Source organism: Bacillus sp. FSL H7-0578, assembly GCF_038630855.1.
GTDB lineage: Bacteria > Bacillota > Bacilli > Bacillales > Bacillaceae > Bacillus > Bacillus safensis.
In genome coordinates, this window is sequence record NZ_CP152045.1 from 1,289,256 (window position 1) to 1,311,342 (window position 22,087).

At 40.7% G+C, this 22,087-nt stretch carries 24 protein-coding genes and 1 riboswitch; of the genes, 20 read left to right on the plus strand and 4 right to left on the minus strand.

The features are described 5' to 3' along the window. Window positions 1-61: 61 nt before the first annotated feature. Window positions 62-106, plus strand: a riboswitch (PreQ1 riboswitch). A gap of 158 nt (window positions 107-264) precedes the next feature. The 4 genes from queC to queF are packed head-to-tail and all read left to right on the plus strand — an operon-like array spanning window position 265 to window position 2,599. Beyond that, the gene (gene queC / locus MHB41_RS06550; protein ID WP_340900243.1) at window positions 265-921 is read left to right on the plus strand and encodes a 7-cyano-7-deazaguanine synthase QueC; all 657 of its coding nucleotides are present in this window, start codon (window positions 265-267) and stop codon (window positions 919-921) included. Next, window positions 922-1,362, plus strand: a complete 441-nt coding sequence (gene queD / locus MHB41_RS06555) for a 6-carboxytetrahydropterin synthase QueD (RefSeq protein WP_024424684.1) — start codon at window positions 922-924, stop codon at window positions 1,360-1,362. Further along, window positions 1,355-2,086 (plus strand): 7-carboxy-7-deazaguanine synthase QueE, encoded by a 732-nt coding sequence (queE, locus tag MHB41_RS06560; RefSeq protein WP_056766298.1) that lies wholly within the window; start codon window positions 1,355-1,357, stop codon window positions 2,084-2,086. The genes queD and queE overlap by 8 nt, the downstream gene beginning before the upstream one ends. A gap of 15 nt (window positions 2,087-2,101) precedes the next feature. Continuing rightward, window positions 2,102-2,599: a preQ(1) synthase gene (queF, locus tag MHB41_RS06565; protein WP_024426839.1), complete on the plus strand. Its 498-nt coding sequence runs from the start codon at window positions 2,102-2,104 to the stop codon at window positions 2,597-2,599. Between the two features lie 262 nt (window positions 2,600-2,861). Here the strand turns inward: queF and MHB41_RS06570 are convergent, their stop codons facing one another. Further along, entirely contained in the window at window positions 2,862-3,080 is a 219-nt protein-coding gene (locus MHB41_RS06570; protein WP_034281546.1) for a hypothetical protein, read from the minus strand. Then, window positions 3,077-3,433: a winged helix-turn-helix transcriptional regulator gene (locus MHB41_RS06575; protein ID WP_101677266.1), complete on the minus strand. Its 357-nt coding sequence runs from the start codon at window positions 3,431-3,433 to the stop codon at window positions 3,077-3,079. The genes MHB41_RS06570 and MHB41_RS06575 overlap by 4 nt, the downstream gene beginning before the upstream one ends. A 168-nt stretch (window positions 3,434-3,601) precedes the next feature. On the opposite strand from MHB41_RS06575, the gene MHB41_RS06580 reads away from it, so the two are divergent. Then, window positions 3,602-4,348 (plus strand): glucose 1-dehydrogenase, encoded by a 747-nt coding sequence (locus MHB41_RS06580; RefSeq protein WP_041116458.1) that lies wholly within the window; start codon window positions 3,602-3,604, stop codon window positions 4,346-4,348. Between the two features lie 390 nt (window positions 4,349-4,738). Next, a complete protein-coding gene (locus MHB41_RS06585; protein WP_024424687.1) occupies window positions 4,739-4,957 on the plus strand; it encodes a hypothetical protein in 219 nt (72 codons plus the stop codon). 123 nt (window positions 4,958-5,080) lie between these two features. Here MHB41_RS06585 and MHB41_RS06590 read toward each other — a convergent pair whose 3' ends face one another. Next, on the minus strand, window positions 5,081-5,269 hold the full coding sequence (locus MHB41_RS06590; RefSeq protein ID WP_003211747.1) for a DUF2187 family protein: 189 nt from the start codon (window positions 5,267-5,269) through the stop codon (window positions 5,081-5,083). A gap of 167 nt (window positions 5,270-5,436) precedes the next feature. Between MHB41_RS06590 and MHB41_RS06595 the strand changes: the two genes are divergently transcribed. The 6 genes from MHB41_RS06595 to MHB41_RS06620 all read left to right on the plus strand — a co-directional run bounded on the left by MHB41_RS06595 (window position 5,437) and on the right by MHB41_RS06620 (window position 11,970). Further along, window positions 5,437-5,631: a hypothetical protein gene (locus MHB41_RS06595; protein WP_326483656.1), complete on the plus strand. Its 195-nt coding sequence runs from the start codon at window positions 5,437-5,439 to the stop codon at window positions 5,629-5,631. Between the two features lie 307 nt (window positions 5,632-5,938). Beyond that, window positions 5,939-6,589 carry a cell wall hydrolase gene (locus MHB41_RS06600; RefSeq protein WP_024424689.1) on the plus strand — a complete coding sequence of 217 codons (651 nt, stop codon included), beginning with the start codon at window positions 5,939-5,941 and terminating at the stop codon, window positions 6,587-6,589. Between the two features lie 113 nt (window positions 6,590-6,702). After that, window positions 6,703-8,019: a polysaccharide biosynthesis protein gene (locus MHB41_RS06605; RefSeq protein WP_024424690.1), complete on the plus strand. Its 1,317-nt coding sequence runs from the start codon at window positions 6,703-6,705 to the stop codon at window positions 8,017-8,019. Window positions 8,020-8,073: 54 nt separating this feature from the next. After that, entirely contained in the window at window positions 8,074-8,562 is a 489-nt protein-coding gene (gene stoA, locus MHB41_RS06610; RefSeq protein WP_024426842.1) for an endospore biogenesis thiol-disulfide oxidoreductase StoA, read from the plus strand. Between the two features lie 289 nt (window positions 8,563-8,851). Next, window positions 8,852-10,771, plus strand: a complete 1,920-nt coding sequence (locus MHB41_RS06615) for a heavy metal translocating P-type ATPase (RefSeq protein ID WP_340898833.1) — start codon at window positions 8,852-8,854, stop codon at window positions 10,769-10,771. Window positions 10,772-10,875: 104 nt separating this feature from the next. Further along, entirely contained in the window at window positions 10,876-11,970 is a 1,095-nt protein-coding gene (locus MHB41_RS06620; RefSeq protein WP_340898831.1) for a Xaa-Pro peptidase family protein, read from the plus strand. A 54-nt stretch (window positions 11,971-12,024) separates the two neighbouring features. Here MHB41_RS06620 and MHB41_RS06625 read toward each other — a convergent pair whose 3' ends face one another. Beyond that, window positions 12,025-12,168, minus strand: coding sequence for a hypothetical protein (locus MHB41_RS06625; protein ID WP_162842493.1), 144 nt, complete (start codon window positions 12,166-12,168; stop codon window positions 12,025-12,027). Window positions 12,169-12,261: 93 nt separating this feature from the next. Here MHB41_RS06625 and MHB41_RS06630 point away from each other — a divergent pair, with 93 nt between their 5' ends. The 8 genes from MHB41_RS06630 (at window position 12,262) to MHB41_RS06665 (ending at window position 22,070) form a co-directional block, all read left to right on the plus strand. Next, window positions 12,262-13,251, plus strand: coding sequence for a LacI family DNA-binding transcriptional regulator (locus tag MHB41_RS06630; RefSeq protein ID WP_034623345.1), 990 nt, complete (start codon window positions 12,262-12,264; stop codon window positions 13,249-13,251). 55 nt (window positions 13,252-13,306) lie between these two features. Continuing rightward, window positions 13,307-14,161 carry a transcription antiterminator gene (locus tag MHB41_RS06635; RefSeq protein ID WP_024424695.1) on the plus strand — a complete coding sequence of 285 codons (855 nt, stop codon included), beginning with the start codon at window positions 13,307-13,309 and terminating at the stop codon, window positions 14,159-14,161. A gap of 202 nt (window positions 14,162-14,363) precedes the next feature. Further along, window positions 14,364-16,463, plus strand: a complete 2,100-nt coding sequence (ptsG, locus tag MHB41_RS06640; RefSeq protein WP_340898829.1) for a glucose-specific PTS transporter subunit IIBC — start codon at window positions 14,364-14,366, stop codon at window positions 16,461-16,463. A 93-nt stretch (window positions 16,464-16,556) separates the two neighbouring features. Further along, complete coding sequence (locus MHB41_RS06645) at window positions 16,557-16,823, plus strand: phosphocarrier protein HPr (RefSeq protein WP_003211078.1); 267 nt, start codon at window positions 16,557-16,559, stop codon at window positions 16,821-16,823. Next, window positions 16,823-18,541 (plus strand): phosphoenolpyruvate--protein phosphotransferase, encoded by a 1,719-nt coding sequence (gene ptsP, locus MHB41_RS06650; protein WP_024426847.1) that lies wholly within the window; start codon window positions 16,823-16,825, stop codon window positions 18,539-18,541. The genes MHB41_RS06645 and ptsP overlap by 1 nt, the downstream gene beginning before the upstream one ends. 100 nt (window positions 18,542-18,641) lie before the next feature. Then, a complete protein-coding gene (locus MHB41_RS06655) occupies window positions 18,642-18,884 on the plus strand; it encodes a transcriptional regulator SplA domain-containing protein (protein WP_044331928.1) in 243 nt (80 codons plus the stop codon). Window positions 18,885-18,966: 82 nt separating this feature from the next. Continuing rightward, window positions 18,967-19,995, plus strand: coding sequence for a spore photoproduct lyase (gene splB, locus MHB41_RS06660; protein WP_024424698.1), 1,029 nt, complete (start codon window positions 18,967-18,969; stop codon window positions 19,993-19,995). 113 nt (window positions 19,996-20,108) lie between these two features. Next, window positions 20,109-22,070, plus strand: a complete 1,962-nt coding sequence (locus MHB41_RS06665; RefSeq protein ID WP_125586297.1) for a methyl-accepting chemotaxis protein — start codon at window positions 20,109-20,111, stop codon at window positions 22,068-22,070. Window positions 22,071-22,087: the final 17 nt, after the last annotated feature.

The following is a 22,087-nucleotide window of genomic DNA, read 5'->3' on the forward strand; positions in this document are numbered from 1 at the left end:
GCCTGCATGAAAAATATGTGGTACACTATCCTCTGTGAAAATTGAACAAAAATCCGTGAAGACGGGAGAGGTTCTAGCAAAACCCTCTATAAAAAACTAAGGACTTGCCGTATCCTTGGATGTGGCATTTTTTATTTTTTATGGCTGGGACACCTCATACACATGTAAAGGTGTCTTTTCTTTTGAGAAAAATAGGGGTTTTTAGGAGCCTTTCAGATGCAGTGTTGTACGGTTGTACCATCTGCAAAAGGAGGAGAACAGAAAATGAAAAATGAAAAAGCAGTTGTTGTCTTTAGCGGGGGACAGGACAGTACGACCTGTTTATTATGGGCACTTCAACAATTTGAAGAGGTAGAAACAGTGACCTTTCATTATAATCAGCGTCATCAAGAAGAAATTGATGTCGCCAAAAGAATCGCTGACAAATTAGGTGTGAAGAATCATCTATTAGATATGTCACTTTTAAATCAACTGGCACCTAATGCTTTAACAAGAGATGACATTGACATTGAGGAAAAAGAAGGGGAGCTTCCTTCCACATTTGTACCAGGAAGAAACTTAGTGTTCTTATCCTTCTCCTCTATATTAGCGTATCAAATTGGAGCAAGACATATTATCACAGGTGTTTGTGAGACAGACTTTAGCGGCTATCCAGATTGCCGTGACGAGTTTGTGAAATCTTGCAACGTCACAGTGAATTTAGCAATGGAAAAACCATTTGTGATTCATACACCACTGATGTGGCTGAATAAAGCAGAAACATGGAAGCTGGCAGATGAGCTCAATGCGCTGGATTTTGTGAAAAATGAAACGCTCACTTGCTATAACGGCATCATCTCTGATGGCTGCGGGGAATGTCCTGCGTGTAAGCTGCGGAAAAACGGTTATGACACTTATATGGAAATGAAGGAGGCAAAATAAATGCTTTCTCAAATCTATCCACAAACCGATCATCCATTTTCATTTGAATTAAATAAAGACATGCATGTATCAGCTGCCCATTTCATCCCGCGGGAAGATGCGGGCGCATGCAGCCGTGTTCATGGTCATACGTACACCATCAATATCACGATTGCGGGAGACGAGCTAGATGAATCGGGTTTCCTTGTCAATTTCAGTACATTGAAGAAGCTCATTCATGGGCAGTACGATCACACGCTGCTCAATGATCATGAGGAATTCTCATCAAACGATCGATACGCGATGCCAACCACTGAGGTGGTGGCAAAGACCGTACATGACAAAGTTGCAGCGTATTTATCAACTTTAGCGAACAAGCCGACATGTGTTCAAGTCTTTGTCAGAGAGACACCAACAAGCTATTGCATTTACCGTCCGAAACGAGTTGAGATAAATGGCTAAAGCGATTCCCGTATTAGAAATCTTTGGTCCAACCATTCAAGGAGAGGGAATGGTCATTGGACAAAAAACCATGTTTGTCAGAACGGCTGGCTGTGACTACTCGTGCAGCTGGTGTGATTCCTCTTTTACATGGGATGGCTCAGCGAAGCATGACATTCAGTGGCTTGAGGCAGAAGACATTGTCAAAGAATTAAAAAGAATAGGCGGACAGGCTTTTTCTCATGTCACCATTTCAGGGGGAAACCCGGCGCTTTTAAAACAAATGGAATCCCTTATTGATTTACTGCATGAAGAAGGAATTGATACAGCGCTTGAAACACAAGGGACGATGTATCAGGAATGGTTTTTGAAAATTGATGATTTAACCATTTCTCCTAAGCCTCCAAGCTCGAATATGAAAACAGATTTTACGAAACTAACACGTATCATAGATGAGCTGAAAAGCGGGAATAGATTGCAGCATGCTAGCCTGAAGGTCGTGATTTTTGACGATCGTGATCTAGCGTATGCGAAGGATGTTCATGCGAAATACCCTGAGCTTCCGTTTTATTTGCAGGTAGGAAATGATGACACGACGACAGGTGATGATGCGTACTTATTGACGCATTTATTAAAGAAATATGAAGCGCTTGTCGATCAAGTCGCACAAGATCCAGACTTAAACCGCGTAAGAGTGCTGCCGCAGCTGCACACGTTATTGTGGGGAAATAAACGAGGCGTATAGAAAGGAAGAGATGACATGACGACAAGAAAACCAGAAGAATTAGAAGGTGTCACGTTACTAGGAAACCAAGGAACCAATTATTTGTTTGATTATGCACCACAAGTGCTTGAAACGTTTCCAAATAAACATACAAATAGAGATTACTTTGTGAAATTCAACTGCCCAGAATTTACATCACTATGTCCGCAAACAGGACAGCCTGATTTTGCGACAGTTTATATCAGCTATATCCCAAATGAAATCATGGTCGAAAGTAAATCGCTAAAATTATATTTGTTCAGCTTCCGTAACCATGGTGACTTCCATGAGGACTGTATGAACATTATTATGAACGACCTGATTGAATTGATGGACCCAAGGTATATTGAAGTTTGGGGCAAATTTACGCCAAGAGGCGGTATTTCCATTGACCCGTATACGAACTACGGAAAACCCGGCACGAAATATGAGGAAATGGCAGAATACCGTATGATGAACCATGATATGTATCCGGAGACGATTGATAATCGGTAATTATTTCGCTGTGTGAGACGGAGTGTGAAACGAACTGGGGTCACAATAAAAATGGAAAAAGTCACACCTGAAAATACTCATGGGAATTGTATGATAAAGTGTGACCTGAGGTGCAACCTGAACTGTGACTTTTATGCAGAGAACAATTGATAGTTCAGAAGCAGATGAAGGCGTACAATTTGTACGTCTTTTCTTTTTTATCCGAAAGAAAAAATGCCTATTTAGAGATCATAGGCATTAAATATTATGATCATATCTTCATTTATTGTTTAAAGTTAAGTTTCTGAACCTTCTCTTTAACATTTGAAACAGCTCTTTTTTGAATTTCATCAAAGTTCTCCTGAATATAGTCCATGACACTTCTGATTAGAACTTCACTTTCAAAATTGACTATCTCATTTATTTCTGACTGTTCTTCATCTGTTAGGTGATGGTATTGATGTTGTTTAGCATTTACTTCAGCAGCTACTTCAATCCTCACTTTAGTTGTTCTGGTTGTACAATTTCATATTCACCTTCTGCATACTCTTGCTCCGCATATTGGCTCCCCCATTGACAGAGTTCCTGCAAGATAGGTTTAAGAGATTCTCCAAGTTCAGTGGATGAATACTCAACCTTCGGCGGTACTTGATTATACATCTTTCTGGTCACAAGTCCACTGGCCTCAAGCTCTCTAAGTGTTTGAATCAGCATTTTCTGCGTGATATTTGGGATAATGCGCTTTAATTCACTCGTTCTCTTTGGTCCATTCATTAAAAAGTATAATACAAGGCCTTTCCATTTTCTGCCAATCACTTCCTTTGTCACTTCAAACCCACAGCTAAATTTTTTCATGTCTAAAGCTCTCCATTCCACATTTATTACTTTTTAGTTACTATATCACAAAAAAGTGGGTACTTCCGATAATGTGCTTGCTGGAGGATACTATATCTTGTAAGTTGTTCTTCAAGTACTTAAAGGTACTAGACATAAAATAATATGAATTCTAAAGGAGTGTTAAGTATGGGTAAATTTGAAGGTAAAATAGCGCTTGTAACGGGTGGAACAAGTGGGATTGGTCTTGCTGCTGCACAAAAATTTGTAAACGAAGGTGCATATGTGTATATCACGGGACGTAGACAAAACGAACTTGATAAAGCTGTTAACCAAATTGGCAAGAACGTAACCGGTGTTCAAGGTGATATTTCTAAGCTTGAAGACTTAGACAAACTATATGACATGATAAAGCAGGAAAAAGGAAAGTTGGACATCCTTTTTGCTAATGCAGGCATCGGCAACTTCCTTCCATTAGGTGAAATTACTGAAGAGCAGGTTGATAGAACGTTCGACATTAACGTGAAAGGAACCATTTTTACTGTTCAAAAAGCGCTATCACTATTCCCGGACAAAGTAGGTTCTATTATTGTAACGGGCTCTACTGCTGGATCAATTGGCAACCCAGCATTTAGTGTATATGGAGCATCTAAAGCAGCATTAAGAGCACTAGTTCGCAACTGGATTCTTGACCTAAAAGGTACTGAAATTCGTGTAAATGTGGTAAGTCCAGGAGTGATTCTTACACCTGCATACGATGAGCTTTTTGGTGATGCACTTGAAGGAGCGATGGAAAATGCCAGAAATACTGTTCCAGCTGGAAAAGTTGGGACACCTGAAGAAGTAGCAAACGCTGTATCTTTCCTTGCATCAGACGAAAGCAGTTACTTGACGGGTGTTGAATTGTTCGTAGATGGCGGGCTAGCACAGGTATAATGTCACTGCGAAGGGATTGCAAATCGTCCCCAAAAAAAGTTAATGGGGATTTACTTGAGTCGCATAAAAAAGTCGTTTTCCTTATGTCCTTGAGTAACCACAAATGCTGCAAACTAAGTTTGGTGATGGATATGTAAAATGAGAAAAAAGGAAAAGACATGCCGGGTGCATGTCTTTTTTTGCGAATCAACCATAAAAAAAGAGAAGAGTCATGTCACTCTTCTCATACGAATGGGAATAGAACTTGCTAGGACGGCTGGGGGCTACCAGCTCGTAAATATATTATACATGACAGAACGTATGTTTGTAAAGAGGGATCATGCTTTTTTGCTTATCTCATTTGATGTAAGATAAAATAGAGGCAATGAATGAGAAACGGAGGCGTTTGAGTTGGCAAACAAAGAAGAGCGGGCAGAGCAGCTGCTAATGGAACTAAAGGAAGAGCTTCAAATGCTTGAACATCAAAACAAAGAACGGTATAAATGGAGTGCCTCCACATTGCTTGGAGTGATTGCCCTCTTGATTGATAAAGGAGTGATCACACCCGAGGAAGTCGAGATGTACAAGACGAAGGCGGAAATGCAAACCTTTCATACGCAAAAAGACTGACCCCTCTTTAAGTGGTATCAGTCTTTTTCATATGTGATTGTTCAAATAGAGCAAAGTTGTCAAACGAGCCAAATTTGCTTTATATATACGTATGTACCGATCGTCTGAATTGAGGATTGCAAATTAATGTACGGAGTCTTTGATGATTTTATAGTTTTTATGATTAACGACTGTTAGTGAATCCAGTTCTAAATCTCTATAGTTGTCCATAATGGTGACATCCACAATGACAGAGTTTTCATTCACTTTTTCAACTACACCTGTTAAACCATTTCTAAATTCGATCACATTTCCAATTTTTGCAATCTTCAACCGATCCCTCTCCTTTAAAAACAGATTTCATTCCCTATTAAAAAGTATTTTGCAATATTTTCATACCAATGTAAAGGATAAAGACGTTTTTGTTTTGTTTTCGTTGTATGCTCTTCTAACGAATGGTATATTTAATAATTGATCATGGCTGAAAAGGAGCGGTTTTTTTGACTGAAGAACAAATCCTCACCATCCTCGAATCTTTACGGAAGGGGACAGAAAAACAGGTGACCATCCAAAAAGATGACTTTTTAACGTTTCGTTCTGTTTTGGTGAATCAAGATGATTTTAAACATTTTCGCGGGATCGCCAAACATGGTGGAGATGTTATTTTTGAATATCTTACAGAAGCAAGAAGCTAAAGCTTTTTCTCATTGATGAGAGAAAGCTTTTTTATTTTCGTTCTTTTGTCACACTTCAAACCACTCTGATACATATGAAAAGAAAATGTAATAACCCATAATCAGGAGCATAAGGATGATGATAGGTGAAAAAGGGACCTTTTTAAGCGCTAACAATTCCATTTTATGTGCGCTCAACTAGGACATGCCATTTAATGACGGAATTTGGACAGGCATGTAAATCTTTGTGCGTGAAAATAGAATGAGCTCTTGTTAGAGTGGACAAGTATCTTACAGCCTACTTTTGATTAAAGGAGGAAAAAGGCGAATGATTAAAATTCATACAGCTCTTTTTGTCATCCTTATGCTCGTTGCAGCAATGAAGATGGACAATATACAAGAGCAGCAAGGCACATTAAGTCACGAACTTTCACAAGCACCTGTTAAACATCAGCTTTCATATATAGATCAAGACCACGATCAAGTCATCCCAGCATTTTCTGAAGAAAAGCGTCAGCCAAAAGTGAAATTGCTAAGTACGTCAACAGAAGAAAAGTCTTCAAAACCGAAGCAAAAGAAAAAAGTAAAATCTGAAACGACGAATAAGGCAAGCGGCAAACAGTATTCTAATGAAGAAATGGATTTGCTTTCTCGATTGGTACATGCTGAAGCGAAAGGTGAATCTTACGAAGGGAAAAAAGCGGTGGCAAGCGTTGTTTTAAACAGGGTGGAGCATCGTTCTTTTCCTGACAGCGTTAAAGGTGTGATTTATCAGCGAAACGCCTTCCAGCCAGTATCAAATGGAAGCATTCATGATAAGGCAGATCAAGATTCCATTAAAGCGGTGAAGCAGGTAGTAAAAGAGCATGACAGAACAACAAAGGCTATCTATTTTTATAATCCAAAAACGGCAACAGATCATTGGATTCGTTCCCGCAAAATTGTAGAACGCATCGGACGTCACGTGTTTGCCGTATAAAGAAAAAGAGCGATCAATGAGATTGCTCTTTTTTTGTCTTCAATTATTAAAATATTTTTTGGACTTGTCTCATAGAATGTGAAAAGAATTTGCTTTAGACAAGGGGAGGCTACATGAATCGATTTGTAAAAGGGGTCATTCTGCTATCTGTCGCAGCTTTTATTGCGGAGTGTATAGAGTTTTTAGTCAATATGATTTTAGCGAGAGAGCTTGGAGAACATGGAATGGGTTTATATATGAGTATCCTTCCAATCATCATGCTTGTCCTTGTGATCGCCAGTTTAGAGCTGCCAGTCTCCATTTCTAAATTCATTGCAGAATCACATGAGCGTCTCCACAAAAGCATGCTCCGTCATGCCTTTAAAATGACACTTGTGGTGACAAGTACAACAACAGCTATAGCAGCCATTGTACTGCCTTTCATTCCAGTGTTTCAGTCGTATCATCCGCTTATGAAAGGCTTGGTGCTGTCACTTATCCCGATTATTGCGTTTACCTCCATTGCCCGCGGCTATTTTATGGGAAAGCAGCAAATGGGCAGAATTGCTTTAGCCAATATGCTGAAGAAAACGATCCAGCTTATCTGCTTGTTTTTGTTTTTTCATTGGTATTCGTTTGATATTGAAACAGCAGTACTCATCGCCATTGGTGTCATTGTTGCGAGTGATCTTGTTGTCTTTATTTATTTATACTCCCAATACGTCATGGCAAAAAATGCTGTGAATGTCAGGTCTGTTGAATTAAGAGGAAGTGATGTGCGAAAGCGCCTATTAGCCGTTTCCATTCCGACAACGGGCATGCGCATCTTTCATGCGATTGCCAATGCGGTTGAACCATTTTTAATCAAAGGAGCGCTCGTGGCAGCAGGCATTTCTGGAACACTTGCTGTTGATCATTACGGCATGCTGGCTGGTGTCGCAATGTCGATCGGTTTTTTCCCGGCGTTTATCGCTCATTCCATCATGATTGTGATGATTCCGAGTGTCTCTGAAGCCTATGCTTTAGGTCAGTATGATCTTGTGAAAAAACGTGTTAGACAGGCGATTCTCATAACGTTTGGATATGGGGTGCCGGCAGTGATGGTGATGTATTATTTTGCTTACCCGCTCACACAGCTTTTTTTTGATTCACCGCAAGCTGCTGTCTATTTACAGCTGCTTTGGCCATACTTTTTATGCCATCTGTTTGTGATGCCGTTTCAAGCATGTTTAATCGGAATGGGGCTCATCAAAGATGTGTTCCTACATAATATATGGGTGCATGTCGTCTCTTTTTCTATGGTGTATTTCCTTGGTTCAATTGAAAGCTTGAATATGATGGGGGTCATTTTAGGGATGAACACAGGCATGCTACTGTTGACTGCGCTGCATTATGCGACGATTTGTAAGGAGCTCGGCGTTTCAATGTTTCTTACATTGAAAAAAGCTTGAATGTCATCGTCATCGAGAGGGCAAGCTATAAGAAAACTGGGAAGGAAGATCCTGATGAATCGTAAACATCTACCCGCCAGTCTTCTGATGATGAGCATGCTTCTATTTCTCATGAGCGCAGCAGCAGAAGCAAAAGAGCCTGTGATGGCGCCAAGGATAGAGGCGCCGACATTAAATGGTGACATGCAGATGGTTCCCGAAAAAGGGAAAAAGACCATTTTGCATTTTTGGACAACATGGTGCCCGTCCTGCAAAATGGAGCTGCCCGAATTTGAACAGATTGTGAAAGAAAATCAGAGTGATGTTGACATATTGACCGTGAATTTACTAGGTGCTGAACAAAGTAAACATGCTGTTGCCCAATTTGTGAAAGACAGAAGGTTTACATTCCCGATCATCCTAGATGAACACGGAGAAATGATGAAGAAATATCAAATCATCACCATCCCAACGACCTTTTTGATTAACGAAAAAGGAGAAGTGGTGAAAAATCATGTAGGTCCACTGACAAAAAAACAAATCAAAGAGTGGACAAATTCGTAGAACAAATCCTTTATGTGAAAGAACCAATTCTGTTGGTTCTTTTTTGTGTTCGTTTGCTTTTCATCTGAATACACTGTGCTCAGAAGAAGACGGAACGATCTATATCAATAATGATAATTATTATCAAAAAGAAATTATAATAATTATTAATTGAAAATTGATCAGAACCTGTTATAATGAGTTACAGACCAATAAAAAGCTTGAAATAGCAGAAAATATAGATGGAAAAAGAAACGGGTAACGATTGATAATGTGAAAACGATTATCAATTAGAGAGGAGAAAACAATTATGAATGAGAATACAGCACTTTACCAAACGACAAATCAAAAGGAATCGAAATGGTCCTTACATAAATGGGCACAGCACGGAGAATTAATTGCAGCAGGTATCTCGGGGATTCTCATTTTAATTGGATGGATTCTAAAAGATCAGAGCATGTGGAGCATTCCTCTTTTCATCCTAGCATTTGTTATTGGAGGTTTTGCAAAGGCGAAGGAAGGAATTGAAGAAACGATTTCGTCGAAGACCTTGAATGTGGAACTTTTAATGATTTTCGCAGCAATAGGCTCAGCTCTAATCGGCTATTGGGCAGAAGGCGCTATCTTAATTTTTATTTTCTCACTGAGTGGTGCGCTTGAAACGTATACGTCAAATAAAAGCAAGAAAGATTTAACAGCATTAATGAGCATTGCACCAGATGAAGCAACTTTAATTGAAGAAGATGGTACGACCATTCAAATCGCTGCTTCATCATTGACACCAGGTGACCGTATTATGATCAAAGCTGGGGAACGCATTGCAGCAGATGGTGTCATTTTAAGCGGGAGAACAAGTGTGGATGAATCTGCCCTCACAGGCGAATCTATTCCACAGGAAAAAGGGCAGGGGGAAGACGTATTTGCAGGAACAGTGAATTTAAATGGTTCCTTAACAGTGGAAGTCACGAAACATAATGAAGAAACGTTATTCCATAAAATTATTAAACTTGTTGAATCCGCTCAAGAAAGTGTTTCGCCAAGCCAGGCATTTATCGAGAAATTTGAGGGGGCCTATGTAAAAGGTGTGCTGATCACCGTTGCGGTATTAATGGTTCTGCCTCATTTTGTCCTCGGCTGGAGTATGAGTGAAACCTTCTACCGGGCAATGGTGTTTATGGTCGTTGCTTCACCTTGTGCTCTTGTTGCATCCATTATGCCAGCCGCACTGTCATTGATCTCAAATGGCGCAAGAAATGGAATGCTTGTCAAAGGAAGTGTCTTTTTAGAAAAACTAGGCACAAGCAGTATGATTGCTTTTGATAAAACGGGGACGATTACAAGCGGGAAGCCAGCCGTAGAACAAGTCATCATGACGAAAGGGCAGGATGAATCTGCTTTTTACCAGGCACTCTATCAAATTGAGAGTCAATCAAACCACCCATTAGCGAAAGCAATTTCTGATATGGCAAAAGAGCATCAAGCAGAAAGAACAGTCCATGTCACCATTGAAGAAACCTCTGGATTTGGTGTGAAAGCACAATTAAATGGAGAAACGTGGCGGATTGGGAAGAAAGACTTTGCGGGTAAGGCGTCAATCGACCGCGAGATTGAAGAGACAGGTGATGACCTTTCAGCGCAAGGATACACAGTGGTCTACGTTCAAAAGGATGAAAAAGTTGTTGGCTGTCTTGGCCTTAAGGATCAAATCAGACCTGAAGCCAAAAAAATGATTCAAGAACTAAATGATTTAGGCATCCAGACCGTCATGCTGACAGGAGATCAGCAAAAAACGGCTGAAGCGATTGCGCAGGAAGCCGGCATCCAAACCGTAGTGGCTGAATGTCTTCCAGATGAAAAGGTACATGAGGTCAATCAATTAAAAAAACAAGGTAATTCAATCATCATGGTAGGAGACGGAATCAATGATGCACCAGCGCTTGCCACAGCAGATGTTGGGGTTGCGATGGGCGGAGGCACAGATGTTGCCTTAGAAACAGCGGATCTCATCTTAATGAAGAACAATTTAAATAACCTAACAAAGATGATCCGTCTTTCAAGAAAAATGAATCGAATCATTAAGCAAAACATTATTTTCTCATTAACGGTGATCTGTCTGTTAATTTGTGCGAATTTCTTACAAGTGCTTGATTTGCCTTTTGGCGTCATCGGGCATGAAGGAAGTACGATTTTGGTCATTTTAAATGGTCTGCGTCTGCTTCGTGCATCTTAAATCAATCATCAGGGCGCACTGGATTCATGCCAGTGCGCTTTTGTGCGAAATAAAGCAAAAACTGATACAATAGACCAGTAGTAAAACGTGTGAGGAGGATCATGATGAACCGAATGAAGAGCTTGTCTTCTTGGCTTAAGAAAGAAGACATTCAAGGTGCATTTATACATACAAAGGAAAATGTGTTTTATCTATCTGGATACTTCACAGAGCCGCATGAAAGAGTGATGGGGCTGTTTGTGTTCCAAGAGGCAGAACCATTTTTTATTTTGCCTAAAATGGAAGTCGAGCAGGCAAAAAATGCAGGATGGTTCGGCGATATTATTGGATATGAAGATCATGAGAATCCATTTGATTTCATTCAATCAGCGATAGAAAAACGCGGCATTCAAACGGCGCGTCTTGCGATTGAAAAAGAATCGATTCCGCTTCAAAGAGCTGAACAGCTCCAAGCTGTTACCGGGGCAGAAACGTTCGTCCGGGCTGAAGATGCGCTCAATCAGCTCAGACTGATTAAAGATGAATCTGAAATTGCTACACTCAAAAAAGCGGCTCAATTGGCAGATGAAGGTGTAAAAATTGGGGTTAACGCCTTAAAAGAAGGAGTCACAGAAACAGAAGTGCTCGCTGTCATAGAATATGAACTAAAGAAAAAAGGCATTCAAGGTATGTCCTTTTCAACTATGGTTCTCTTTGGTGAAAAATCAGGCGAGCCTCATGGAAATCCGGGACAGGCAGCCTTAAAAAAAGGTGATTTTGTGTTATTTGACCTTGGCGTCATTGTCGATGGATATTGCTCAGATATCACAAGAACATTCATCTATCAGGAAGCTTCTGAAAAGCAAAAGGACATCTATCAAACCGTCTTAAATGCAGAAATGGCAGCACTTGAAATGAGTAAGCCCGGCGTGAGAATCGGTGATCTTGATTTAAAAGCCCGCGGGCTGATCACAGAAGCGGGATATGGTGAATATTTCCCTCATCGCCTTGGACATGGGTTAGGGGTTTCTGTTCATGAGTTTCCTTCTATGAGTCAGGCAAATGACGACCTTCTGCAAGAAGGTATGGTGTATACGATTGAACCAGGAATTTATGTCCCAGGAGTCGGCGGCGTAAGAATTGAAGATGATGTTCTCATTACGGCAGATGGTTCAGTCACCTTAACCAATTATCCGAAAGAGCTGACGATCATCAAGTAATGAAAAAAATCACGATGAACGTCCAGGTCTTGGAAGTGTCATCGTGATTTTTTATCACTCTTCTCGATCCTTATCAACAAAAAAATCATCAATTGATTGAAACGGTTTGATTTTATGTTCTTTTCCTAAAGGATGTAATGCAAAACGAGCAGAAAACAAAACAGTCATACATAATATAATCCATATGATGAAACCCATCTTGAATTCCCCTTTCCATCCAGTGATTTGTTCAGCTCACATACATCTTAAAGTATGAAACGCTTACCATATCAAGAGAAAGTAGGAGAAAAAATGGCAAACATAAGGGAGATTGCGAAAAGAGCGGGCGTATCTGTGACAACCGTATCACGTGTGTTGAATGAGCATCCTTATGTTAAAGAAGAAAAAAGGGAACGTGTTCTACAAGCGATGAAAGAGCTCAAGTATACGAGAAACATCCAGGCGGTTCATTTAGCGAAGGGCTATTCGAATATGCTTGGCATCGTCCTTCCAAACATTGAACACTCTTATTTCAGCGCACTCGTCACAGGTATTGCAGAAAAAGCACAGGCGCGCGGCATGCATTTTGCTTTATTTCAAACAGGATATGACCCATTAAAAGAAAAAGAAGCGTTAATGAGTTTAAAAGAGCGCCGTGTAGATGGTTTAATATTTTGTTCAAATGCGTTAAGTGATGGTCACATTTTAAAGTGGCAGGAATCAGGGCCGATTATATTTTGTCATCCTGCACCGCACGATCAATGCTCAACCGTGTCGATTGCGCATGATCAAGCATTTAAGGAAGGCCTGCATCATTTGGCGGCATGCGGCCATCAACGAATTGCGATCGTTCTCGCCAGAACAGAAGGAGCGAATAGCGAGTCGCGACTTCAGGCTTATCAAGACATGATGCAATCGCTCGGGCAGACCATTGATGAGAAGTGGATCATCGAAGGGAAGTTATCCCTGCTTGATGGGAAGCAATTATTTGCAGAATGGCAGGAAATGAAAAATCGTCCTACAGCTTTATTTATTACAAATGACGAAGTCTCTGCCGGCTTTTTATTAGAGGCGCAGCGTCATGACATAAAAGTAGGAGAATCACCAGCCATACTCAGCTTTCAAAATAACCAATTGAGTGAGGCTTTGGGGATTTCCAGCATTCATATTCCCCTCAAACAAATGGGACAGGAAGCGTTTGACTTGTTTGACCGGGCATTAAAGGGAGAGAAATCAGAAAAAAGAATGCTGCCATTTCGCCTGATTGAGCGAACAACAACCGTTTTGAAAAACAATCGTTGACGCACGTTTCATCTGTTTTGTACGATAAGAGGGATTGAATAAGAAGGAGGTGGGGATGTTCATGGAATCCTTCACCGTTGATAAAGCGTTAAATAATAATGTCATCATCGCAAGACACCCTTCTTTGGGCGAAGTGGTTCTGATTGGGAAAGGGATCGGCTTCGGTAAAAAATCGGGGGATCTTCTCGATCAAGACGTGTTTGAAAAAATGTTTGTGTTAAAAAACACGAAGGAACAAACAGAATATAAACAACTGCTTCATCATATTGATGAGAACATGATCGAGCTTGCCAATGACGTCATTTATCATATACGAGAAAAAATGGGACAACGATTGAATGAGCATATACATGTTGCACTGACCGACCATATTGCGTTTAGTTTTAAGCGGGTGCAGCAAGGCTATGATATCACGAACCCTTTTATGCTTGAGACACAATCGCTTTACCCGAAAGAATACGAGGTTGCAAAGGAAGTTGTTGAACTGATCAACGAGCGGCCAGATGTCGAAACGAAGCTGCCAGAAGGAGAAATTGGCTTTATAGCGCTCCATATCCATTCAGCTTTGACGAATCGGCCATTATCTGAAGTGAACCGTCATTCGCAGCTCATTACACAAATGGTCCAAGTCATTGAAGATTCATTTCATATGAAAGTAGACAGAGAAAGTATTCATTATTTACGCTTATTACGCCATATTACGTTTTCAATTGAGCGTATTAAACGGGGAGAATCATTAGAGGAGCCAGAAAAATTGCTTCATCTATTGAAAAATGAATATCCTTTATGCTACAATACTGCTTGGAAAATGATCAAAATTTTGCAGCATGCATTGAAAAAGCCTGTACAGGATGCTGAGGCCGTCTACCTGACACTTCATCTGTACAGATTGACAAATAAAATTTCATAGTTTCCTTGAAACGTGTAACTGATTCGATCAGGCATGAGTGACTTAAGGTAAATACAGGATAAGATCCTGTTATTTGCGCAACCTTATATCACCATGCCTTTTTTTGCGTTTGAAAGTGAAATGTAAACGGTTAATTATGAAATGCACGTCAGGGAGCATCCCAAATGTATGTTGTAAGCGAAAACAAAAGGAGGTTCAACCAGTGTTTAAATCACTTTTTGGTGTGTTGCAAAAAATTGGACGAGCACTCATGCTTCCAGTTGCGATCCTTCCTGCTGCTGGTATTTTACTGGCACTTGGGAATGCGATGCAAAATCCGCAGCTGATTGATGTAGCTCAATTTTTAAGCAATGATACAATTCAGCTTGTTGCAAGTGTCATGGAGAATGCGGGGAACATCGTCTTCTCGAATCTTCCGCTATTATTTGCTGTAGGGGTTGCCATCGGTCTTGCCAATGGAGACGGAGTGGCAGGGATTGCCGCTATCATCGGTTACCTTGTCATGAACGTCACGATGAGTGCCGTATTAATGGCTAACGGATCCATTCCATCCGATTCACTCAAACTGGCTAAGTTCTTCAAGGAAAGCCATCCAGCATATATTAATATGCTCGGCATACCGACCTTGTCTACCGGCGTTTTTGGCGGGATTATCGTCGGGGTATTAGCAGCTTATATGTATAATAAATTTTACAAAATTGAGCTCCCGCAATATCTTGGCTTCTTTGCTGGTAAGCGTTTTGTTCCAATCGTTACTTCTATTTCAGCACTTATTTTAGGGCTATTGATGCTAGTCATTTGGCCGCCAATCCAAGGTGCACTGAACTCATTTTCAACAGGACTGCTCGCAGCGAATGAGCCGCTGGCTGCCTTTGTATTCGGTGTCATTGAACGATCATTAATTCCGTTTGGTCTGCACCACATTTTCTACTCACCATTCTGGTATGAGTTCTTTAGCTACAAGAGCTTATCAGGAGAGCTTGTCCGTGGTGACCAGCGTATTTTCATGGCGCAAATCAAAGATGGTGTACAGCTGACAGCTGGTACATTCATGACAGGGAAATATCCGTTCATGATGTTCGGTCTTCCAGCAGCAGCACTTGCGATTTACCATGAAGCAAAACCAAAGAATAAAAAGCTAGTAGCAGGAATTATGGGATCAGCGGCCCTTACTTCTTTCCTTACAGGGATCACTGAACCGCTTGAATTCTCATTCTTGTTTGTTGCACCAGTATTATTTGCGATTCACTGTGTATTCGCTGGATTATCCTTTATGATAATGGATATTCTAAACGTGAAAATCGGGATGACCTTCTCAGGAGGGTTAATCGACTTCTTCCTATTTGGTATCCTGCCAAATAGAACCGCTTGGTGGCTCGTCATTCCAGTAGGTCTCGTACTTGCTGTCATTTACTACTTCGGATTTAGATTCGCTATTCGCAAATTTAATCTGAAAACACCAGGTCGCGAGGATGAAGCAGCAGATGGAGCAAGTGAGGCGAAGTCTGAAAAAGGTAATGACTTGCCTTATGAAATCCTTGAAGCAATGGGTGATCAAGAAAACATTAAGCACCTGGATGCTTGTATCACGCGTTTACGTGTCACTGTGAATGATCAGAAGAAAGTGGATAAAGACCGTTTGAAAAAGCTTGGCGCTTCTGGTGTACTCGAAGTAGGGAACAACATTCAGGCCATTTTCGGCCCTCGCTCTGATAACTTAAAAACACAAATGCAGGACATCATTGCAGGCCGCACGCCTCGTCCAGCGAAAGACCCTTCTGCAAAAGAAGAAGTCAGCCAGCAGGTTGAAGAAGTTATTGCAAAACCGCTTCAAAATGAGCAAGGGGAAGAAATTTTTGCTTCACCAATTACAGGGGAGCTTCATCCAATTACAGTTGTACCAGATCAAGTATTCTCAGGGAAAATGATGGGTGACGGTTTCGCCATCTTGCCAACAGATGGAACGGTTGTTTCACCGGTAAGAGGGAAGATCTTAAATGTGTTCCCGACGAAACACGCCATTGGCCTGCAATCTGATGGTGGACTTGAAATTTTGATCCACTTCGGAATTGATACGGTCGGCCTCAAAGGAGAAGGGTTTGAAGCATTTGTACAAGAGGGAGATCAAGTAGAAATCGGTCAAAAACTTTTAGAGGTTGATATTGATAAAATTAAGTCTGAAGTACCATCTTTGATGACTCCAATTGTATTTACCAACTTAAGTGAAGGACAATTTATTGACCTTCAAGCATCCGGTGAAATCAAGGCTGGACAAGAAAACATCATGAAAATTTCAAAATAATTTTCATAACTGCCGTTCTTGTTAGATGACAAGCTCGGCAGTATGATATAATATTGTGGATGTATTAATTGTATAAAAAGGAGATTGATAAAAATGGCTCAACAAACATTCAAAGTAACTGCAGATTCTGGAATTCACGCACGTCCTGCAACAGTTCTTGTACAAACTGCTAGTAAATATGATGCTGATATCAACTTAGAATATAATGGTAAAACAGTGAACCTGAAATCTATTATGGGTGTAATGTCTCTAGGAATTGCGAAAGGTGCTACAATCACAATCTCTGCTTCTGGTTCTGATGAAAATGATGCACTTGCTGCGCTTAAAGACACAATGAAAAGTGAAGGCCTAGGCGAGTAATGCAACAACTGAAAGGAATCGGTGCTTCAGCAGGCGTTGCGATTGCAAAAGCGTATCGTCTGGAAGAACCAGATTTAACAGTTCACCAAAAAGACATCAATGATCCAGAGACAGAAGTGAAGCGTTTTGAAGAAGCAATTCATGTTTCTAAACAAGAACTTGAAGCAATTAAAGAGCATGCGCTAAAAGAGCTAGGCCAAGACAAAGCAGATATCTTTTCTGCCCATCTTCTTGTGTTAAGTGATCCTGAACTGCTAAACCCAGTAAAGGATAAAATCAAATCTGATAAAGTAAATGCTGAGTTTGCTTTAAAAGAAACAGCGACAATGTTTGTCACAATGTTCGAAGCAATGGACAATGAATACATGAAGGAACGTGCAGCGGATATTCGCGACGTAACGAAACGTGTGACTGGACATTTGCTAGGCGTTGACATTCCAAACCCAAGCATGATTTCTGAAGAAGTCATCATCATTGCTGAAGATTTAACACCTTCTGATACTGCTCAGCTGAACAGACAATTTGTCAAAGGCTTTGCAACAGATATCGGCGGTCGTACTTCTCACTCAGCGATCATGGCAAGATCTATGGAGATTCCAGCAGTTGTTGGGACAAAAGAAGCAACAAAAACGGTGAAAAACGATGATCTGATCATTGTGGATGGTATTAGCGGCGACGTCATCATTCAGCCTTCTGAAGATGAAGTGAAAGCGTATCAAAAAAAGCATGAAGACTACTTAGCTCAAAAAGCAGAATGGGCGAAACTTGTTGACCAGCCAACGGTTACAAAAGACGGCGTTCACGTAGAGCTAGCTGCAAATATCGGAACACCTGAAGATGTAAAAGGTGTACTTGAAAATGGCGGCGAAGCAGTCGGATTGTACCGTACTGAATTTTTATACATGGGCAGAGACCAGCTTCCTACAGAAGAAGAGCAGTTCGATGCGTATAAAACAGTTTTAGAGAAGATGGAAGGGAAAGCAGTGGTTGTCCGCACACTAGATATTGGTGGCGATAAAGAACTTCCTTACTTGCAGCTTCCAAAAGAAATGAACCCGTTCCTTGGCTATAGAGCCATTCGCCTTTGCCTGGAAGAGCAGGAGATTTTCAGAACACAACTACGCGCCTTACTTCGTGCAAGTACATATGGAAACTTGAAAATCATGTTCCCTATGATCGCGACGTTATCAGAATTTAGAGAAGCAAAAGCCATTTTACTTGAAGAAAAAGAAGCATTGGTTGCCGCTGGTACAGACGTTTCTGATTCCATTGAAATCGGAATGATGGTAGAAATTCCATCAACAGCTGTCATCGCAGACCAATTTGCAAAAGAAGTAGATTTCTTCAGTATTGGAACGAATGATTTGATTCAATACACAATGGCTGCTGATCGAATGAACGAACGAGTGTCTTACCTTTATCAGCCTTACAACCCAGCGATTTTACGTCTTATTACGCTTGTGATCGAAGCAGCGCATAAAGAGGGTAAATGGGTCGGTATGTGCGGAGAGATGGCAGGAGATGAAATCGCAATCCCACTTCTACTTGGATTAGGATTAGATGAATTCTCAATGAGTGCAACATCCATTCTTCCAGCTAGAACGCAGCTAAGCAAGCTTTCTAAAGAAGAAGCTGCATCATTTAAAGAGCATATTTTATCACTTAGCACAACAGAAGAAGTGGTTGATTTCGTCAAGAAGACGTTTCAACAGAACTAAGTGAATGAAAACCAGACAGGTGAAACTGTCTGGTTTTTTTGTCGAATTTTATCATATTGAGTCATATTGGGCAGTGAGAAGGGCACCCTATAATTAAAAAATGGAGGTGACCAGATTGCCTTTCTCAGACTACAAACCGGGTGATCAAGTATATGTGATTTATCGAAATCCACATGCTGCAAACGTAGCACAAATTAAAGAAGCAGAAATTGTTTCACATCCATACAACGAAGAAGAGCTTGCCCTCTTTTTACTTGAAACGTATCATCCACTAGCACCTGATGATGCTGTGTTTCCAACATATGAAGAAGCAGAAGCTCTTTATCAAGACTTGTTTGAATAAGGGAGATTTTAGAAAGGATAAAAGCCATCCTGTGCGGTTAAAGTAACGGTATGAAAACCTTAAAGGTAAGGATGTGCTTAATATGATCAAACCTTTCGTTCCCCAGCTTGTTTACATTGAACCCCGGGCGTTAGAGTACCCGTTAGGACGAGAGCTGAAGGAAAAGTTTGAGGGTATGGGAATCGAAATAAGAGAAACGACTTCACACAACCAGGTCAGAAATATTCCGGGAAAAAATGACTTGCAAAAGTATCGTAATGCGAAGTCAACGCTTGTTATTGGTGTGAGGAAGACATTGAAGTTTGACTCGTCTAAACCATCTGCAGAGTATGCAATCCCATTTGCAACAGGGTGTATGGGACATTGTCATTATTGCTATTTGCAAACAACAATGGGAAGTAAGCCGTACATTCGAACGTACGTCAATGTAGAAGAAATATTAGATCAGGCAGAGCAATACATGAACGAGCGGGCGCCGGATATCACGAGATTTGAAGCATCATGTACTTCAGACATCGTAGGAATTGACCATTTGACACATACACTCAAACGAGCGATTGAATACTTTGGGCAGACCGACTTAGGAAAGCTTCGCTTTGTCACGAAGTTCCATCATGTTGATCATCTGTTAGACGCAAAGCATAATGGCCGGACAAGATTCCGTTTTAGTATCAATGCCGATTATGTCATTAAATATTTTGAGCCCGGAACATCACCGCTAGATCAGCGGATTGAAGCGGCTGTTAAGGTCGCAAAGGCAGGCTATCCTCTAGGCTTTATTGTTGCTCCAATCTATATCCATGAAGGCTGGCAGGAAGGATATAAAGTTCTTTTTGAAAAGCTTGATGCAGCTCTTCCTGAAGATGTGAGAGACGATATCACCTTTGAGATGATTCAGCATCGCTTTACAAAACCAGCAAAGCGTGTGATTCAAAAAAACTACCCAAAATCAAAATTAGAGTTGGACGAAGAAAAAAGAAGATACAAGTGGGGAAGATACGGAATAGGAAAATATATCTATCAAAAAGATGAGGAACAAGAACTAAGAAAGACTTTAGAGTCATATATAGATCAGTACTTTCCTTCTGCAAAAATTGAATATTTTACTTGAAACAAGCCTATACGGCTTGTTTTTTCTATTTAAATTTTCTTACAACTATTGAATGCGGTATCATTTTGCCGATATATAAATTAAGGTGTGAAAGTAGATGTAGGGGTGATGAGATGTTTAAGAAACTTCAAGTGAGAATAGCTGTTTTCATCTCAGTTATTTTAATTTTAACCGTCGTGGCCGTTCAAGTGGGTTCTAACATAGTATTAACACCACTTATTGAACGAGATGCAAAAACCACCACAGCAGCAACGGCAGAGAGCATGAGAGACATCATTGCACAAAAGCTTGATAATTACAGTGATACAATTAATAAACTGGCAACTAGTACACTTACTGAAGATTTTGCGCAAAAACAAACAAAACAAACATTAGTCTTCGAAAACGATGAACTAAAAGGCTTGCAGGAGCAGGATGAACTTATTTCACTTGCCTATATTGGAACAAGTGACGGCAAAATGTTCGCCTTCCCAGAGTCCGATTTTGGTGAAGGGTATGACCCATCTAAACGAGATTGGTTTATCCAATCAGCTGAAAAGCCTGACGAAGTCATTTGGACTGATCCATATATCGATAAAGCAACAAATGAAATGGTCGTCTCAGCCACAAAGGCGATTGTCAGAAACGGAAAGGTCGTTGGGGTCGCTGGACTTGATTTGAAATTATCCTCCATTCAATCTTATATAAAGGAACAAAAGATTCCTTATATGGGTACCGCTTTCTTAGTTGACGGCAAAGGAACCATTTTAGCACATCCAACAGAGCAAGGAAAAAACATATCAAAAGTAGCTTCTGTGAAAAAAGCGATCGACAATTCAGGTATTGATGACAGAAAAGAACTGACGGTCATATCTAAAATCAAAGAAGCTGATTGGACGATTGGTGTCAGCTTTGAGAAAAAGAAACTGCTTTGGATCACAGAACAAATGAATCAGACAAGCATCATTATTTCCGTCATTGCCATTATTCTTGCGATGATCCTCAGCTTCTTATTGGCAAGAAGCATTACAACGCCAATCAAGCGTCTAATAGAGCATGTGCGTAAGGTGTCAGAAGGCGATTTAACAAGTACGCTTGCAGTGAAATCCCAAGATGAAATTGGTTCCCTCACGAAAAGCATTAATCAAATGACCGAGGATATCAGGGAGTTAATTGAAAAAGTGAAAGGGGCTTCAGATCAAGTTGTGAAATCAGCGGATGAAGTGACCCACATTTCAAATGAGACTTTGCTGTCTAGCGAACAGATTGCAACGGCCATTCAAGAGGTGGCAACAGGAGCGACTAAGCAGGCATCAGATGCAGAAACGATTAATGAAAAATCAGAGTATTTGTATGAGAAAGTGCGCCATATGGGTGAGCTTGCCACGCAAATGCAAACCAACTCAAAATCATCTGAAGATGCAAGCTATAAAGGGCTTGACGCACTTGGTTTGCTCGTCCAAAAATCAACACAAGCGAGTGAAGAATCGAAAAAGGTTGAGCAAATGCTGCTAGACCTTGAGCATAAAACGAAAAATATTGAAAATGTCGTGACCGCCATCTCTGAAATCTCGGATCAAACGAATTTACTTGCACTGAATGCAAGCATTGAAGCAGCGAGAGCAGGAGAAAGTGGACGAGGATTTGCTGTAGTTGCAGAAGAAGTGAGAAAGCTTGCTGAACAATCTGCGCAGTCAACAAAACACATTAGTGAAACCGTCAAACTCATTCAAGATGAATCGAAGAAGGCGGCTGAAGCGATGACAACAGCAAGTAAAATGAATGAGGAACAAGGTGCCGCCATCAATGCAACCGGTGAGGCACTTAGCAGTATCACAATGGAAATGCAGGCACTTGTCGGTTCAATCGACAGCATTCATACACAGATTAATGAAATGACAGAAGAGCAGCAGAAGATGAGTGACTCCATTCAAAGTATTGCTGCCATTTCAGAAGAATCTGCTGCCTCAGCTGAGGAAGTGCATGCGTCTACAGATGAACAAGTTCAAGTGTTAGAAAGAACGAAAACCTCAACTGAAATGCTGAACGAATCAAGCCAGGCACTGCGTCAGGCGGTTGACCGATTTAAGGTGTAATGAGCGGAAAGGAACCT

Bases quoted from the DNA above. Each gene is read 5' to 3' on its own strand.
- MHB41_RS06655 (WP_044331928.1), top strand. From the start codon at position 18,642: ATGGAGGTGACCAGATTGCCTTTCTCAGACTACAAACCGGGTGATCAA.
- ptsP (WP_024426847.1), top strand. From the start codon at position 16,823: ATGCAACAACTGAAAGGAATCGGTGCTTCAGCAGGCGTTGCGATTGCA.
- queE (WP_056766298.1), top strand. From the start codon at position 1,355: ATGGCTAAAGCGATTCCCGTATTAGAAATCTTTGGTCCAACCATTCAA.
- MHB41_RS06615 (WP_340898833.1), top strand. From the start codon at position 8,852: ATGAATGAGAATACAGCACTTTACCAAACGACAAATCAAAAGGAATCG.
- queF (WP_024426839.1), top strand. From the start codon at position 2,102: ATGACGACAAGAAAACCAGAAGAATTAGAAGGTGTCACGTTACTAGGA.
- stoA (WP_024426842.1), top strand. From the start codon at position 8,074: ATGAATCGTAAACATCTACCCGCCAGTCTTCTGATGATGAGCATGCTT.
- MHB41_RS06645 (WP_003211078.1), top strand. From the start codon at position 16,557: ATGGCTCAACAAACATTCAAAGTAACTGCAGATTCTGGAATTCACGCA.
- splB (WP_024424698.1), top strand. From the start codon at position 18,967: ATGATCAAACCTTTCGTTCCCCAGCTTGTTTACATTGAACCCCGGGCG.
- MHB41_RS06620 (WP_340898831.1), top strand. From the start codon at position 10,876: ATGAACCGAATGAAGAGCTTGTCTTCTTGGCTTAAGAAAGAAGACATT.
- MHB41_RS06580 (WP_041116458.1), top strand. From the start codon at position 3,602: ATGGGTAAATTTGAAGGTAAAATAGCGCTTGTAACGGGTGGAACAAGT.
- MHB41_RS06630 (WP_034623345.1), top strand. From the start codon at position 12,262: ATGGCAAACATAAGGGAGATTGCGAAAAGAGCGGGCGTATCTGTGACA.
- MHB41_RS06665 (WP_125586297.1), top strand. From the start codon at position 20,109: ATGTTTAAGAAACTTCAAGTGAGAATAGCTGTTTTCATCTCAGTTATT.
- MHB41_RS06605 (WP_024424690.1), top strand. From the start codon at position 6,703: ATGAATCGATTTGTAAAAGGGGTCATTCTGCTATCTGTCGCAGCTTTT.
- MHB41_RS06625 (WP_162842493.1), bottom strand. From the start codon at position 12,168: ATGGGTTTCATCATATGGATTATATTATGTATGACTGTTTTGTTTTCT.
- MHB41_RS06600 (WP_024424689.1), top strand. From the start codon at position 5,939: ATGATTAAAATTCATACAGCTCTTTTTGTCATCCTTATGCTCGTTGCA.
- MHB41_RS06635 (WP_024424695.1), top strand. From the start codon at position 13,307: ATGTTCATGGAATCCTTCACCGTTGATAAAGCGTTAAATAATAATGTC.
- MHB41_RS06575 (WP_101677266.1), bottom strand. From the start codon at position 3,433: ATGAAAAAATTTAGCTGTGGGTTTGAAGTGACAAAGGAAGTGATTGGC.
- queD (WP_024424684.1), top strand. From the start codon at position 922: ATGCTTTCTCAAATCTATCCACAAACCGATCATCCATTTTCATTTGAA.
- queC (WP_340900243.1), top strand. From the start codon at position 265: ATGAAAAATGAAAAAGCAGTTGTTGTCTTTAGCGGGGGACAGGACAGT.